Source organism: Hamadaea tsunoensis DSM 44101 (assembly GCF_000428945.1).
GTDB lineage: Bacteria > Actinomycetota > Actinomycetes > Mycobacteriales > Micromonosporaceae > Hamadaea > Hamadaea tsunoensis.
Genome location: NZ_AUAX01000006.1, coordinates 164,901 through 180,844, shown reverse-complemented (window position 1 = coordinate 180,844; position 15,944 = coordinate 164,901). Strand labels below are relative to the sequence as shown.

Sequence of the window (15,944 nt, the reverse complement as noted above, 5' to 3'; positions counted from 1 at the left end):
TACCGAGCGTGACCTCAGTTCATGGCCATGTCGACGAAGCGCGAGAGGTGCAGCTGAGCCGCGACGGTGACGGTGTCGGTCGGGCCGTTTCGGTGCTTGGCGACGATGAAGTCCGCCTCGCCCGCCCGCGGCGATTCCTTGTCGTAGTAGTCGTCGCGGTGCAGGAGGATGACGACGTCGGCGTCCTGCTCGATCGAGCCGGACTCACGCAGGTCGGACAGCTGCGGTCGCTTGTCCGTACGCTGCTCGGGACCACGGTTCAGCTGACTGACCGCGATCACCGGGCACTCGACCTCCTTGGCCAGCAGCTTCAGGCCACGAGACAGGTCGGCGACCTCCTGCTGGCGGCTCTCGGTACGCTTCGGCGAGGTCATGAGCTGGAGATAGTCGACCACGATCAGCTTGAGATCGTGCCGCTGCTTGAGGCGGCGGGCCTTCGCCCGGATCTCCATGAGGTTCATGTTGGGCGTGTCGTCGACGAAGATCGGCGCCTCGCTGATCTCGCCCATCCGCCGCGCGAGCTTGGTCCAGTCGTCGTCCGAGAGCTGGCCGGACCGCAGGACGTGCATGGGTACGCGCGCCTCGGCGCTCAGCAGACGGGTCACGATCTCGACCTTGGACATTTCCAAGGAGAAGATGGCGCTGGCCAGGTTGTGCCGGATGGCGGCGCTGCGGGCGAAGTCCATGCCGGCCGTCGACTTGCCGAGACCGGGCCGGCCGGCCACGATGATCAGCTGTCCTGGATGCAACCCGTTGAGCAGGCGGTCCAGGTCGGAGAAGCCCGTGGGGACGCCGGACATGACGCCGCCCTGCGCGCCGACCGCCTCGATCTCGTCGAGGGTGGGCTGCAGCAGGTCGGCGAGGACGGCGAAGTCCTCGCTCACCCGGCGTTCGGTCACGTCGTAGATGGCCTGCTGGGCGAGGTCCACCACGTCGTCGACGTCGCGGCCGGCGCCGGCGGCCGAGCCGTAGCCCAGCTGGACGATCTTGGTGCCGGCCTCGACGAGCCGGCGCAGGATGGCACGCTCGTTGACGATCCGGGCGTAGTACGCCGCGTTGGCCGCCGTCGGTACCGAGTTGAGCAGCGTGTGCAGGTAGGGCGCGCCACCGATCCGGCTGAGGTCGCCGCGGCTGTCCAGCGCGGCCGCCACCGTCACCGCGTCGGCGGGCTCGCCCCGGCCGAACAGGTCGACGACGGCGTCGAAGATCGTCGCGTGGGCCGGGCGGTAGAAGTCGGACGAGCGCAGGATCTCCACCACGTCGGCGATGGCGTCCTTGCTCAGCAGCATGCCGCCGATCACGCTCTGCTCGGCCGCCACGTCCTGCGGGGGCGTGCGCTCGTACGCGGGCGTACCGCGCTCCGCCTGCGCCGGCGCACCGGACACGGGGAACTTCGCCTGGTCGCGTACCTCATCGATGGACATAGCACCCCACCCCGCCACTCGCATCGCGACTCGGTATGGGCCGGCCGCCCTGATTCTCAGGCACAGAAGACTTGACGTTACGAACCCCGTGCCGCAAAGACAAACACCCCGGTGGACAGAGCTCTGGACAACCTGTGGACAACTGGGCTGGACCTGTGGGTAACCCTGTGCACAGCTTGTGGATAACTGCCGACCGGCTATCCACATTGTGCCCCTGAACTGCGAAAATGGAAATCACAGGGTGTGTGTGGCAAAAACTTGGCCCGGCGTGTCGAATCCGCTGTGGACGCCGCGGGCCTTCCGGACGTTCCCCGCCGCTGGTCACAGCCCGAGATCGATACGGTCACGGCGATTGCGTTCACATTGCGCTACGGACACGAACGGAGCGTGCGGGAACTCCAGCCGTCGAATCCGGCAGTTTCCTCGACTCACGATGACCTCAGACTCACGATGACCTTCACGGGATGGAGTAGGCCATGAGATTCACCCGGGGTGCGACCGTCTTCCTGGCCGGTGTCGCCCTCGCCGGGCTCGCGCTGGCCGGCTGCTCGTCGTCGGACAGCGGCTCGAGCAACGGTGTCAACAAGCCCGCGCAAGGCGGCGACAACCGCGGCGGCGGCGAGATCAGTCCGCAGACGTCCGCCGACCGCCCGTCCACCTTCGCCCTCGACGTGGACACCGCCTCTTACACGTACGCGTTGCAGCAGCTCAAGGACGGGCGCTGGCCGGACGCGTCGAACCCCCGGCCGGAGGAGTTCGTCAACGCCTTCGACATGGACTACCCGCAGCCGGCCGGCGACGGGTTCACCGTCAACGTCGACGGTTCCGCCATGCCTTCGGCGCACCACGAGGACGAGGTGGACCGCGTACGCCTGATGCGGGTCGGCCTGCAGACGCGGGCGGACACCGGCGGCACCCGGCCGGACGTGGCGCTCACGTTCGTCATCGACGTCTCGGGTTCGATGTCGGAGACCGGCAAGCTCGACCTCGTCCAGGACGCCCTGCACTACCTGGCCCGCCAGCTGCGCCCCACCGACTCCGTGGCGCTGGTGACCTTCAACGACCGGGCGACCGTACGCCTGAACATGACGCCGGTGAGCCGGCTGGAGGACCTGGACAAGGGGATCGACTCACTGCACGCCGGCGGCAGCACCAACCTCGAATCAGGCCTGACGACGGGGTATGAAGTAGCCCGGGACGGGTTCCGCCCGCAGGCGTCCAACCGGGTGATCGTCCTGTCCGACGGGCTCGCCAACGTCGGCGACACGGAGGCCGACCCGATCCTGCGCAAGGTACGCGCCGAGGCCGACAAGGAGATCACGCTGCTCGGCGTCGGAGTGGGCTCGGACTACGGCGACAGCCTCATGGAACGGCTGGCCGACAAGGGCGACGGTTTCGTGGTCTACGTCGGCAACCGGGCGCAGGCCCGTGACGTCTTCGTCCACCGGCTGCCCGCCAACGTCTCGGTACGCGCGATGGACGCCAAGGCCCAGGTCACCTTCACCTCGGCGGTCGAGTCGTACCGCCTCGTCGGGTACGAGGACCGGAAACTGGCCGCCTCCGACTTCCGCAACGACACGGTCGACGGCGGCGAGGTCGGCCCCGGCCATTCCGTGACCGCGCTGTACGTCGTGCGGCTGGCGGACGGCGTGGCGGCGGGGGACACGATCGCCCGCGTCCAGGTGCGTTGGCAGGATCCGAAGACGCACGAGGCCGCCGAGCAGGGGTCCACCGTGCTCGCCCGGCAACTGTCGGGTTCCTTCGCGGCGGCGGATCCGCATCTCCGGCTCGCGTACGCCGCGGGGTACTTCGCGGAGCTGTTGCGCCGCAGCCCCTACGGCAACGAGATCGCCCTCGCGCGGCTGCAGGAGATCGCCGGTGGCGTCGCGGACGAGCTCAACGACCGCCAGGTGGACGAGCTCGTCGACGGTATGCGGCTGGCCGCCCGGAACGGCAGCTGACCTTCGTCGGGAATGGAAACGGGGGCCGGTGCAACCGCACCGGCCCCCGTTCGAGTCCGTACGCCTACTTGGCGGCGACCACGTTCACGGAGAACTTGGCCGTCACCTCGGGGTGCAGCTTGACGTGCACCTGGTATGCGCCGAGGGACTTGATGTGCCCGGGCAGTTCGACCCGGCGGCGGTCGAGGTTCGGACCGCCGGCGGCCTTCACCGCGGCGACGACCTCGACCGGCGTGACCGAGCCGAAGAGGCGGCCGCCGTCGCCGGCGCGCGCGCCGAGCCGGACGTTGAGCCCCTCGAGCTGGGCCTTGACCTCGTTGGCGTGGCCGAGGTCGCGGATCTCACGGGCGTCACGCGCCCGCTTGATCAGCACGACCTGCTTCTCCGCACCCTTGGTCCAGGCGATCGCGAAGCCCTGCGGCAGCAGGTAGTTACGGCCGTAGCCGTCCTTGACCTCCACGATGTCGCCCGGGGTACCGAGGCCGGTCACCTCATGAGTCAGGATGATCTTCATAATGGTGCCTCCCCTCAGCGCCCGGTGCTCGTGTACGGCAGGAGCGCCATCTCACGGGCGTTCTTGACCGCACGAGCGATCTGGCGCTGCTGCTGGGTGGTCACACCCGTCACTCGGCGCGCGCGGATCTTTCCGCGGTCCGAGATGAACTTGCGCAGCAGCGCGGTGTCCTTGTAGTCGATGTAGGTGACCCCCTCCTTCTCGAGCGGGTTCACCTTCTTCTTCGGCTTGCGAAGCGCGGCAGCCTTAGCCATTGCTCAGTGCTCCAGTGATCTTTAGAACGGTGGCTCGTCGTCGAAGTTGCCACCCGAACCGCCGCCGGCCGGTGCCGCGGTAGCCCACGGGTCGTCGGCGAAACCGCCGCCGCCCCCGCTGTTGCCGCCGCCGGAGCCGGAGCCGCCGCCGAAGCCGCCACCACCGCCGCCTCCGCCGGAGCGCGACATCTTCTGCACCTTCGCCGTCGCGTACTTCAGCGAAGGGCCGATCTCGTCGACCTCGAGCTCGAAGACGGTACGCTTCTCGCCCTCGCGGGTCTCGTACGACCGCTGGCGAAGCCGGCCGGACACGATCACGCGGGCGCCTCGCTGCAGCGACTCGGCGACGTTCTCCGCCACCTGCCGCCACACCGAACACTGCAGGAAGAGCGGCTCGCCGTCCTTCCACTGGCCGGAGTCCCGGTCCAGGGTCCGCGGCGTGGAAGCGATGCGGAACTTGGCGACGGCGGCACCCGACGGGGTGAAGCGCAATTCGGGATCATCGGTCAGATTGCCGATGACGGTGATGATGGTTTCTCCAGCCATGACTCGACTCCTTGGCCTGGCTACTACCTTGGGCATCTGCGTTCTGTCGACAGGCTCTCACGGGCCTACGACAGTCGCTGGCTAGCGGTTCTGGGTGTCCCCGGAAATCGCTGTCAGCGAACTTCCGGGCGGATGACCTTGGTACGCAGCACGGACTCGTTGAGTCGCAGCTGACGGTCCAGCTCGGCCACGGCCGCAGGCTCCGCCTGCAGGTCGATGACGGCGTAGATGCCCTCGGCCTTCTTGTTGATCTCGAACGACAGGCGCCGGCGGCCCCAGACGTCGAGCTTCTCCACCGAACCACCCGACGTCCGGATCACGTTCAGATACGTGTCGAGCGACGGGGCGACGGTGCGCTCCTCGAGCGAAGCATCGAGGATCACCATGATCTCGTAATGACGCAAGACGTGCTCACCTCCTCTGGGCTGACGGCCGCGGTCCTTCCGCGGCAGGAGGTCGTGCGTCGCCGTCTTCCGCAGGGAGCGGAAGACGAACCGGGCAATCTTACAGGGAGGACTTGATCTACTCGGGGGCGACCCGCGACTTCGGGCTGGTGACGCCGCCCACGCCGGCCGCGGACCCGCGGGCGGCGCAGGCGGACCCACGGGCGGGGCGCAAAAAGCCGCGAGGCGCTCTCATCCAGTTCTGCTGGGTGGGACCTGGGGAGGAACGACCACACCGACGAGGTTGGATGAGAGGCGCCTCGCGGAGCCTGTTATGTACTACATTCTACGCGGCGTTTTCGGGTACTAGGCGAACTCCGCCCGAGTTGCCCGCTGGCTGACGATCACCCGGATCGCGCCGACTGAAACGCCTACGACGCATACTGTAGCAATAATTGCCAGAAGTCCGATTGGTCCCTTATCCGTCGGCGTGTCGCCCGCCGTCAGCGAGGTCACCGGAGTGCCGTCGGGCGCGACGGCCGGATCGGTCGCACCGAAGTCCCCGGACGGGTCGGTGGTGCCGTCGCTCGGGTCGAGCGGCAGGAGCGGCGCGTCCAGCGAGGCCTCGGCGGACGGGGTCGCCGCGGCGGCCGCGGCGGACGCCGACGACCTGGGCTTCGGCGAGGTACGCGGCTTCACCGTATGCGGTGAGCTGGCCGTCTTTCCGCCGGACGGCGAGGCCGACGTCACATTCACCGTGACGGGTTCGTACGATCCGTTGCCGCCCAGGTCGAGCAGGCAGTCGGGGACCATCGCGACCGCGACCGGGCCGCGGTGGAACTGCACCTCGACCGCCTGGCCGTCGGTGATGGGGCCGCCGTTCTCGCCGTCGATCTGCAGGGTCGCGCCCTGGCCGAGGTTGTTGACGAAGACGACCTTGCTCTCCGACTTGATGGTCACCGCCGAGGTGTTCGGCCGGGAACCGCACAGCAGCAGGCCGAGGCCGCCGCCGTTGAACTCCACCTGGGTCTGCCCCTCGTCGCCGGCGGCCAGTGCCGGCGCCGCGAGCAGAGGCAGGCCCAGCAGCAGCCCGAGGCCGATGCCGGCGGCCAGACGTCGTGCGGATCGCATCGATTCACTCCCCAAACGTTTGTGCCCCCGCGGGGTGCGACGGGCGGACCGGGACAGCGCCCCGATCAGTGCGAATACGTGGGTACGGAGAGACCAACGACCACTGGTAAAGCCGGTGACGCGGGCATTTCGTGTCGGGGCGGGGTACTAGGCTCTGCCGCATGCGTATCGGAGCCCACGTCGATTCCGCCGATCCGTTGGCCGAGGCGGCGACCCGCTCGGCCGACGTGGTGCAGTTCTTCCTCACCGACCCGCAAGGCTGGGAGAACCCTGAACCGCGCGCCGACGCCGCCGCGATCAAGGCCGCGCCGACCGAGGTCTTCATCCACGCGCCGTACCGGATCAACGTCGCCACCACGAACAACCGCATCCGCATCCCGAGCCGCAAACTGCTGCTCGCGCACGCGGCCGGCGCGGCCGAGGTCGGCGCGTCCGGGATCATCGTCCATGGTGGACACATGCAGAAGGGTGACGACCTCGCGACCGGCTTCGACAACTGGCGCAAGACCTTCGCGTACGCGCAGGAGCAGGGCGGGTTCGCCGTCCCCGTCCTGATCGAGAACACCGCGAGCGGGGATCTGGCCTGTGCCCGCAGTTTCGAGGCGCTGGCCCGGCTGTGGGACGCGGTGGGGGAGTTCGGCGTGGGATTCTGCCTGGACACCTGCCACGCGCACGCGGGCGGGGAGGATCTGGTCGGAGTGGTGGACCGGGTGATGGCGATCACCGGCCGCATCGACCTGATTCACGCCAACGGTTCACGCGACGAATTCGACTCCGGCCGCGACCGGCACGATAATCTTCAATCCGGAATGATCGATCCGAAGCTGGTGGTGGCGGCGATCCGCGCGAGCGGGGCGCCGGCGGTCGTCGAGACTCCTGGCGGCCAGGACGGCCAAGGTGCCGACATCGCCTACCTGCGGGCAGAGTTGGCGAGCTAGGCGGACGAGGAGCGGTGCACGAGCATGACGGAGCCCACGATGACGCGTGACACCCCGCCCGAGCCCCGGCCGGGCGAGGAGCCGGCGCCGGAGCAGGCAGCCCCACCGGCCGCGGCCGCCCCGCCGCCCGCCGAGGAGCCGCCCGGCCAGATGAAGGTCGAGCGCAAACCGCCGGAGTTCGACAGTTTCGCGCCGGCGGCCGAGCCAGCGCCGGGCCGCGGCCGGCGGATCGGATCCGCCTTCGGCCGGGGGCTGCGCCACGAATGGACGTGGGCGGCGGTCTTCGCCGTCGCACTGTCGGTGGTGATGACCTGGCCGACCATGCGCTACCCGCTCTACACCATCCCCAACGACGTCTGGGATCCCACGCTCCAGGCCTGGCAGATGGCGTGGTCCGGCCACGCGATGCTGCACAACCCGCTGGGCGTCTGGGATTCCAACACCTTCTTCCCGGAGGACAACAGCTTCGCGTTCTCCGACACGCTGCTCGGCTACTTCCCGGCCGGGATGATCGGCACCGGTCCGGTCGCCGCCCTGCTGCGCTACAACATCATGTTCGTCCTGGTCTTCGCCCTCGCCTTCTTCGGCGTCTACGCCCTGGCCCGCCAGCTCGGCTCGCGGATCCCCGGTGCGGTGGTGGCCGGCGCAATCTGCGCGTACGCGCCGTGGCGCTGGGATCAGGCCGGTCACATGCACGTGCTGTCGACCGGTGGCATCGCGCTCAGCCTCGCGATGCTGGCCCGGGGCCACGGCTACTCGTTGCGCCGCGGCTACCGCCCCGAACTGCGCAAACCCGGCTGGGTCCTGGCCGGCTGGCTCGTCGCCGCCTGGCAGATCAGCCTCGGCTTCGGCATCGGGCTGCCGTTCGCGTACGTCATCGGGATCGTCGCGGTCACCGGAGTGATCGCCTGGCTGCTCGGCCGGTTCTTCTTCTGGTCCGAACCGAAGCCGTTCGGCTGGAAGCTGCTCAGCTTCGACCTCGTCGGCGGCCTGGTGTTCGCCGCGGTCGGCGTACTGATGGCGATCCCGTACTTCCAGGTCGTCAAGGACCACCCGTACGCCGAGCGCAGCTTCGCCGAGGTCGGCCTCTACTCGCCGCCGATCCTCGGCTTCTTCACCGCTCCCGGCAAGGACTGGCTGTGGGGCGACGCCCATCAGGTCGCCCGCGACTCGCTCAACAGCTGGGGCGGCGGCGAGATGACGCTGCTCGTCGGCTTCACCGCGTACGGTCTGGCGGTCGCGGGGCTCATCTACTCGTCGTGGAAGTGGTGGCAGCGCGTACTGCTGTTCCTGGGCGTGGTCGTCAGCGTCACCCTCGCGATGGGTACGCGTTTCCTCGACGGCAAGGTCTACCAGGTCCTCTACGACAACCTGCCTGGCTGGAACGCCATCCGTACGCCCGGCCGCCTCGTCGTCTGGACGACGCTGCTGCTGGCGATCCTGGGAGCCGGAGCCGTGACCGCGTTCGGGGACCGGGCCGCGGAGATCGCCAGCGAGCGGGACACCCACCGCAAACCGCACCCGGTGATCGTGGCGGCGATGCTCATCCCGCTGGTCCTCGTCCTGCTCGAAGGCCGGCAGCAGATGGACTTCCCGACGGTCCGCACGCAGCCGGCCGCGATGGCGACGATGCGCGGCCCGGCCTTGATCCTGCCGAGCGACCAGCTCAACGACGAGAACATCATGCTCTGGTCGACCGACCGCTTCGAGAAGATCGTCAACGGGGGCAGCGGTTTCACGCCGCAGTCGCTGGAGCAGACCCGCGAGATCGTGAAGACCTTCCCGGACCAGCCCAGCGTCGACTACCTGCGCAACCTGGGCGTACAGGAAGTGATCGTGCTGCGGAACCCGAGCACCGGCGCGGCGCCCGACAGCGCGCTCAACGCGACCGGCGACGGGCTCGGCATCAAGCGCGAGGATCACGGCGACGAGATCGTGTTCTACCTGAACCCCTAGCGATTCCCGGCACGAGGCAGCGAAAGGGCCGCACACCGAATGGTGTGCGGCCCTTTGCGTTCGCGCGTACGCGATCAGCCGCGGCCCCGCCCGCGACCGCCGCCGCCGTTGCCGTTCCCGTCTCCGTTGCCGGGGCAGAAGATGATGAACCAGCAGTTCTGCTTGGGCCCCTGGAGGCCGGGCTCGGACTTGCTGGGATCGCCCACGTTGGCCTTGGGCGGGAAGCTGATCTCGTCCATGCCCTTGCTCGCGGCGTTCATGAACTTCTCCCAGATGTTGCCCGGGAGGCCGGCGCCGCTGATGTCCTTGCCGCTCTTCTCGTAGACCGGCTGCTCCTTGCCGACGTTGCCGACCCAGACCGCGGCGGCGATCTGCTTGGTGGCGCCGACGAACCAGGCGTGGCAGTTGTGCGAGGTGTTCTGGCACTGCCAGGTGCCGGTCTTGCCGGTGACCGGCCGGCTGCTGCCAAGGGTGTGCCCGTTGGACTTCGGGATCTCCTGCAGCACCGCGTTCACGTCGTCGGCGATGTCGCGGTCGATCTGCTGCTTGCCGCCGAGCTTCTCGCCGCCGACCGCCTGGTACTTGTCGGTGCCGGGGATGTGCTGCTCGACCTTGAAGACGAAGTGCGGCTTGTTGTAGATGCCGCGGTCGGCGAAGGTCGCCACACCGCTCGCGTGGTCCAGGACCGTGATCGGGTACTGGCCGAACGCCGCGTGGTAGTAGAACGGCGAGTTCTCGGTTTCGTGGAAGTCCGGGCTCGCGATGTCGTACGGCTTGCCGTCACCGGTGTTCCACATGGTCCTGATGCCCGCCGCGGCCGCCATAGAGGTGATCTTGTCGACCCCGATCAGCTTGCCCAGCTTGTAGAACGGCACGTTGTAGGAGTGCACGGTGGCCCACTCCAGCGTGCAGTAGTTGCCGCAGGAGGAGTCGACGTCACGGCCGGCGTTCTGGATCCGGAACTGCCCGTCGGTGAACTCCGCCGGGTCGAAGTGCGACTGGAGGGAGTAGCCCTCCTTGAGCGCGGCGGCCAACGTGTAGATCTTGAACGAGGATCCGGCCGGATGCCCGCCGGTCAGCTGTCCGTTCTCCATGTTCAGGCCCGCGTAGTCGTGTCCCGTGCCGTCGTCGCCGCCGTAGTACGCCAGGACGCGGCCGGTCTTCGGGTCTATCGCGACGATCGCGGCCATCACGTTCGTCTTCGTCCCGTTGAGCAGCGAGCCGGTGGCGCCCCGGCGGGCCGCCTGCTCCGCCGCCAGCTGGGTCTTGGCGTCGATCGTGGTGGTGATCCGGTAGCCGCCGGTCTTCAGGTCGCCGATGTTGTACGGCTTCCCCTCCAACTCGTCGACCACCTGGTTCACGACGTTACCGGAGGTCAGACCGCTCGGGCCGACACCCTTGATGCCCCACTGGGCGTTGCCGGCGTCCTTGCGTACGGGCTGGATGGCGGGGTACTGCTGCTTGCCGCGATCGCCGTCGCTGAGCCACTTCGCGTCGACCATGTTGTCGAGCACGTAGCCCCAGCGGCCCTTCGCCGCGTCGGGATTGACCGCCGGGTCGTAGCCCTTGAAGGAGGTCGTCGGCTCGGGCTGGCGTACGACGGCGCCGAGGACGGCCGCCTCGGCGACAGTCAGGTCCTTGGCGTTCTTGTTGAAGTAGGTACGCGCCGCCACCTGTACGCCGATGGCACCCCGGCCGAAGTAGACGTTGTTCAGGTAGAACCCGAGGATCTGCTGCTTGTTGTACTTGTCCTCGAGTTTGCGGGCGAGGACGGCCTCACGGAGTTTGCGGCCGACCGACATCTCCATGTCCTTGGTCGCGATCTTCACGTACTGCTGGGTGACCGTCGACGCGCCCTGAGTGTCGCCACCGGTGACGTTGTTCCAGGCGGCCCGGATGATGCCGCTGAACGAGACGCCGTGGTGGTTGTAGAAGTCCTTGTCCTCGCCGGCGATCAGCGCGTTCTTGACCGGATCGGGGAGGATGCTCATCGGGATGTCTTCCCGGTTCTCCGTACCGATCTGGGCGATCTGGGTCTTGCCGTCGTCGGCCATGATCTTCGTCGGCTGGGCCGCCTGCAGGTTCTCCGGGCGGATCTCGTCGACGCTGTCGACGAACCAGGTGAAGGCGATGGCCGTGGTGCCGAACAGCATGATGAAGGCCGCGAACGCCACCAGCAGCTTCTTACGCCGCCGGGCTTCCTTCAACCGCCGCAGCCGACCGCGGCGGGTGGGCCGCTCGGGCGGTTCGGCGGCCGGCTGGGGCGGTGGGGGCGGCCCCTGCCACGGCGGGAGGTCTTCGAAATCCGCCGGTACGCGCGGCGCCTCGGGGACGCGGGCACGCCCCGTCACCCCGGGCTGCGCCACCTCGGGACCGGCGGCGTAGGGGTATGCGCCGTCGTTGACCGCGACCGGGGGCGGCCCGGGGGGATAGTCACCGTACGAACTCATGCCCACCAAGGTAGGCGCTCATCGGGATCCGCGCATGACCCGGCCGGGTTGCCACCGGGTCATGCGCGGCCTGGTCAGACCGCGAGCGGGTCGGATTGGCGTACCACGTCCCGCTTCGGGTGCCGGATGTCCTGAATCACCAGTACGCACAGCGCGGCAACCGTCACCCAGCGGAACGTCGATGCGAGAACGAACACACCTTCGGGCATGACGTTCTTGCCCGACGCGCCCAGGAGCTCGCCGTAGAACGCCAGGAAGTAGCCGAGCTCGGCGAACTGCCAGAGCAGGAACGCGCCCCAGCGCGGCCGGGCGAGGATCGCCAGCGGCAGCAGCCACAGCGTGAACTGCTGCGACCACACCTTGCTGAACAGCAGGAAGAACGCCACGATCAGGAAGGTCAGCTGGGTCAGCCGGGGGGCCGCCGGAGCCTTCTGGGCCAGCCAGAAGACGCCCGCGCAGGCGCCGAGGAACAGCGCGTAGCAGATGAAGTTGAGCAGCGACCGGTTCTCGTCCCGCGACAGGTACTGGAACAGGCCCGAGTCGCCGGGCGCCCCCGACCAGAACTTGCTGTCGAAGTAGCGGCCGACGTACCACAGCACGCCCCAGTCCACGCCGCGCTCGTTGCTGTTGCGGAAGAACTCGTTCCAGCTCGCGAAGTTGGCCATCATGACCGGCACGTTCACGATCAGCCAGGTGACCACCGTGGCGCCGGCCGCGATGAAGAACCTGCTCAGCTGCCGGTTGCGTACGGCGACCGCGAGGATGCCGCCGAGCAGGAACAGCGGCCACAACTTGGCCGAGGCGCCGAGTCCGAAGAGGACACCCGTGACGACCGGCGGGAGCCAGGCCCAGTCCCATCGGCGCGACCAGGCGTAGATGCCGCCGACCGCCAGCACGATGGCCAGGAAGTCCCAGTTGACCGTGGCCGTCACGAGCAGGGCTGGGGAGAGCGCGAACATCGCCGCGTCCCAGGGCCGGCGATTGCGCAGGGCCACGATCATCGCGGCGGTGATCAGGGCGAACGCGCCCAGCACCAGCGCGGTGAGGTCGTAGAACCCCTGGTACTGGTTGAACTCCGGGTGGGTCTGGCCGTACTTGTGGATCGGCAGGCCGATGACACCCATCATCGCGCCCGTGAGCACCGGGTACTCGACGGCGTGGTCGACGTAGGGCACCTTGCCGTCGGCCAGGCCTTCGGCGCCGTACAGGGCGAGCACGTCGGTGTAGCAGAAGTGCGTGTACTGCTTGTTGTCCGACCAGGCGCCGTCCCGGCAGGGCGACTTCTGGACGAAGTGCAGGGCCAGCGTCAGGAACGTCAGCCCGAGCACGATGAGTCCCACGAACCGCACTGTGTGGCGTACCGGCGAGGCGTGGTCACCCACCTTGCCGCCGAGCAGTTCGGCGAGGCCGCCGACGAAACCATCCGAGCGGGACGGGGAATCCATAGGAGTCCCTGTCCCGCTCGGACTTACGTTGTCGTCGGCCTCGGATACCGCTTCGGTGTCCGTGTCGACTCGGATCATGTCAGCCTCCAGGCCGGGGCGATTTCGAGGTCCTCGGCGACGCGGACGGATCGGGACTCTGCGGGCCGCCGGGGTCGGTAGTGGGACAGGTCACGAGGGGAATGCAGTTGGGGTCGCCGGTTCCGCCCGAGGGCAGCACCGGCAGGCTCGGCGTCGGGGAGATCCCGTTCGCCAGAGGGCTGTCGTCGTCGCCGACGTGCGACGGGTCAGCCAGCTTGAGCTTGTCGGTGCCCTTGGTGTAGCCCTGGAAGATCTGGTTCCAGATCCGGTAGGGCGCACTGCCCGACGTGATCGTGCTGTTGGTCTTCGGGTCGACGACGGGCGTCTCACCGAGGACGTTGCCGGTCCACACCGCCAGTGCCGCCTGCTTGGTGAAGCCGACGACCCAGGCGTGCGCGTTGTCGCTGCTGGCGACGACCCTGCCGTTCTTGACGGTCGCGCCTTCCCAGGTACCGGTCTTGGCGGCGATCTGGTGCCCGCCGGCGATCGACGGCCAGCCGTGGTCGTCGAAGACCTTCTCCATCGCGTACGTGACGTCGTTGGCGACCTGGCGCCGGATCGTGGCGGTCGGCGCCAGCTTCTCGCCGGCACTCGTCACGATCTTGTACTGCCCGGTCGTGATGTCCTTCTTCTCGACCTTCAGCACGAAGTGGGCCTTGTTGTAGACGCCGCCGTTCGCGATCGTCGCCACACCGTTCGCGTGGTCCAGCACCGTGATCGGGTACTGGCCGTAGCCGACCTCGCGGTCGAACGGCGCGCGGTCCTGAGCGCCCTGCATGTCCTTCGTCAGGTCCACCGGGGCGCCGTCCGTCGTCCACATCGTGCGTACGCCGGCCTTCTCGGCCATCTCGACGACCTTGCCCGGACCGATCTGCCGGGCGACCCAGTAGAACGGGACGTTGAAGGACTTCATGAAGCTGTACTCGAGCGTGCAGTAGTTGCCGCAGCTGGCGTTGTTGTAGCCGGCGTTACCGATCTTGTGACCGTCCTCGGTCGTGAACGGGTTCGCCTTCCAGCGGGTCTGCAGCGAGACACCCGCCTCCAGCGCGGCCGCCAGTGTGTAGACCTTCATGGACGATCCGGGCGCGTGGCCGCCGAACTCGCCGTGCGCGCCACCGGTGTTCAGGCCGGCCAGGTCGGTGCCGGTGCCGTCGAGGCCGCCGTAGTAACCGAGCACCCGGCCGTTCGACGGGTCGATCATGACCGCCGCCGCTTCCAGGTCCTGCGTCTTGGTCACCTTGCGGCCGTAGATCTGCGAGGTCTTGAGGTCGGGCCGGGCGGCCGTCTCGACGATCTTCTGCGCGTTCATGTCGATCGTCGTGGTCACGCGGTAGCCGCCGGTACGCAGCTCGTCGGGGCTGATGCCCTGGGCGGAGAGCTCCTGGGACACGTAATTGATCACATTGCCGGTCGCCTTGCCGGCCGGGTCACCAGGGTTGATCTTGATGCCCCACTGCGCCGTGGTCGACACGGTGGCCGCCTTGCGTACCTTGTCGACGGGGAACTGCATGGCGGCCCGGTCCGTCGCCGGCAGCCAGCCCTTCTCGACCATGTTGTCCAGCACGTAGCCCCAGCGGACCTTGGCGGTGTCCGGGTGGAACTCGGGATCGTAGGGGCTGCCGCCGGCGCCGCCCGAACCGTAGGGGTCCTTGATGACCGCGCCGAGCACGGCCGCCTCCGGCACCGTCAGGTCCTTGGCGCTCTTGTTGAAGTACGCCTGCGCGGCTTTCTCGATGCCGACCGCTCCCCGGCCGAAGTCGACGGTGTTGAGGTAGAAGCCCATGATCTCGAGCTTCGAGTACTTGTCCTCCAGCTTGCGGGCGAGGACCGCCTCGCGGAGCTTACGGGCGTACGTGATCTGCGACTGCTGGGTCGCGATCTTGATGTACTGCTGCGTGATGGTCGAGGCGCCCTGCTTGTCGCCGCCGGTCACGTTGTTCCAGGCCGCGCGGAGGATGCCGCTGTAGGAGATGCCGTGGTGGTCGAAGAACTCCTTGTCCTCACCGGCGATGAGGGCCTTGCGCACCTGGTCCGGGATGATCGACATCGGGACCGTGATGCGGTTCTCCGTACCCAGCTGGGCGATCTGCGTCTTGCCGTCGCTCGCCATCACCGCGGTCGTCTGCGCGGTGGGGATGGCGTCCGGCAGGTACTCGTCGACGGTGTCGAAGTAGTAGGTACCGCCGATGGCGCCGACACCGAAGAGGATCAGGAACGCCGCGACCGAGGCCGTAATGATCTTGATGCGGCGCGACTTCTTGGCGTTCTTGGAGCGGGGGGCGCCCTTTCCGCCGCCGCTGCCGCCGTCCCGGCCGCGGGGACCGCGGGGGCCGCCGGGACCACCGGGGCCGCGGTCAGGACCGTCGAGTTCGTCCGGGTCGACCGGCCGTACGCCGGCCCGACCGGCACCCGGCGCCGGTACGCTCGCCCGCCCGGCGGTGCCCGGGGAAACGACGCCCGCGCGGCCGACCGAGGCACGACCCACCGGGGCGGACCCGCTCGCCGGAGAGGTCGGAACGGAAGCGGAGCCCACCGACGCGGAGCCCACCGACGCGCTGCCCACGGGCCGGCCGTAGCCGCCGCCCGGGTTGTTGTAGTCGTCGTAGGAGGCGGCCGGGCGGCCGGCGTCGTCGTCGTACTGGTAGCCGAAATCGTCCCGGTTCACCTGCGCCCGGCCGCGGCCGGGCTGCGGTGCGGACGCTCGGCCCGAGGAGGGCGCTGCGGCGCCGTAGCCGCCGTCGTAACCGGCACCGTCGTAGCCGGCACCATCGCGGCCGGCCTCGTTCCAGTGTCCGGCGCCGGCGTTGGGGTCGCCGTACGAACTCATCTCTTTACACCGTTCCGGTCACGGCGGGGGGACCGCC

12 protein-coding genes are annotated in these 15,944 nt (G+C 68.6%); 3 read left to right on the top strand and 9 right to left on the bottom strand.

Going from position 1 to position 15,944, the window contains the following annotated elements; all coding sequences use genetic code 11:
* Positions 1-14: 14 nt before the first annotated feature.
* On the bottom strand, positions 15-1,424 hold the full coding sequence (gene dnaB, locus G401_RS0113200) for a replicative DNA helicase (protein ID WP_027342875.1): 1,410 nt from the start codon (positions 1,422-1,424) through the stop codon (positions 15-17).
* 476 nt (positions 1,425-1,900) lie between these two features.
* Here dnaB and G401_RS45395 point away from each other — a divergent pair, with 476 nt between their 5' ends.
* Positions 1,901-3,385, top strand: coding sequence for a vWA domain-containing protein (locus tag G401_RS45395; protein WP_051366581.1), 1,485 nt, complete (start codon positions 1,901-1,903; stop codon positions 3,383-3,385).
* Positions 3,386-3,449: 64 nt separating this feature from the next.
* Here G401_RS45395 and rplI read toward each other — a convergent pair whose 3' ends face one another.
* The 5 genes from rplI to G401_RS0113170 all read right to left on the bottom strand — a co-directional run bounded on the left by rplI (position 3,450) and on the right by G401_RS0113170 (position 6,213).
* Positions 3,450-3,899: a 50S ribosomal protein L9 gene (gene rplI / locus G401_RS0113190; RefSeq protein WP_027342874.1), complete on the bottom strand. Its 450-nt coding sequence runs from the start codon at positions 3,897-3,899 to the stop codon at positions 3,450-3,452.
* A 14-nt stretch (positions 3,900-3,913) separates the two neighbouring features.
* Positions 3,914-4,153, bottom strand: a complete 240-nt coding sequence (gene rpsR, locus G401_RS0113185; protein ID WP_027342873.1) for a 30S ribosomal protein S18 — start codon at positions 4,151-4,153, stop codon at positions 3,914-3,916.
* 21 nt (positions 4,154-4,174) lie between these two features.
* Positions 4,175-4,699 (bottom strand): single-stranded DNA-binding protein, encoded by a 525-nt coding sequence (locus tag G401_RS0113180; protein ID WP_027342872.1) that lies wholly within the window; start codon positions 4,697-4,699, stop codon positions 4,175-4,177.
* Positions 4,700-4,812: 113 nt separating this feature from the next.
* Positions 4,813-5,103 carry a 30S ribosomal protein S6 gene (rpsF, locus tag G401_RS0113175; RefSeq protein ID WP_027342871.1) on the bottom strand — a complete coding sequence of 97 codons (291 nt, stop codon included), beginning with the start codon at positions 5,101-5,103 and terminating at the stop codon, positions 4,813-4,815.
* A gap of 345 nt (positions 5,104-5,448) precedes the next feature.
* Complete coding sequence (locus G401_RS0113170; RefSeq protein ID WP_027342870.1) at positions 5,449-6,213, bottom strand: hypothetical protein; 765 nt, start codon at positions 6,211-6,213, stop codon at positions 5,449-5,451.
* Positions 6,214-6,374: 161 nt separating this feature from the next.
* On the opposite strand from G401_RS0113170, the gene G401_RS0113165 reads away from it, so the two are divergent.
* Positions 6,375-7,151: a deoxyribonuclease IV gene (locus G401_RS0113165; RefSeq protein ID WP_027342869.1), complete on the top strand. Its 777-nt coding sequence runs from the start codon at positions 6,375-6,377 to the stop codon at positions 7,149-7,151.
* Between the two features lie 39 nt (positions 7,152-7,190).
* Positions 7,191-9,107 (top strand): hypothetical protein, encoded by a 1,917-nt coding sequence (locus G401_RS45390; protein ID WP_157545671.1) that lies wholly within the window; start codon positions 7,191-7,193, stop codon positions 9,105-9,107.
* A gap of 74 nt (positions 9,108-9,181) precedes the next feature.
* Here G401_RS45390 and G401_RS45385 read toward each other — a convergent pair whose 3' ends face one another.
* The 3 genes from G401_RS45385 to G401_RS45375 form a co-directional block, all read right to left on the bottom strand.
* Positions 9,182-11,557: a transglycosylase domain-containing protein gene (locus tag G401_RS45385; RefSeq protein ID WP_051366579.1), complete on the bottom strand. Its 2,376-nt coding sequence runs from the start codon at positions 11,555-11,557 to the stop codon at positions 9,182-9,184.
* Positions 11,558-11,631: 74 nt separating this feature from the next.
* Positions 11,632-13,002, bottom strand: a complete 1,371-nt coding sequence (locus G401_RS45380; protein WP_051366578.1) for a glycosyltransferase family 87 protein — start codon at positions 13,000-13,002, stop codon at positions 11,632-11,634.
* Positions 13,003-13,081: 79 nt separating this feature from the next.
* Entirely contained in the window at positions 13,082-15,907 is a 2,826-nt protein-coding gene (locus G401_RS45375; RefSeq protein ID WP_051366577.1) for a transglycosylase domain-containing protein, read from the bottom strand.
* Positions 15,908-15,944: the final 37 nt, after the last annotated feature.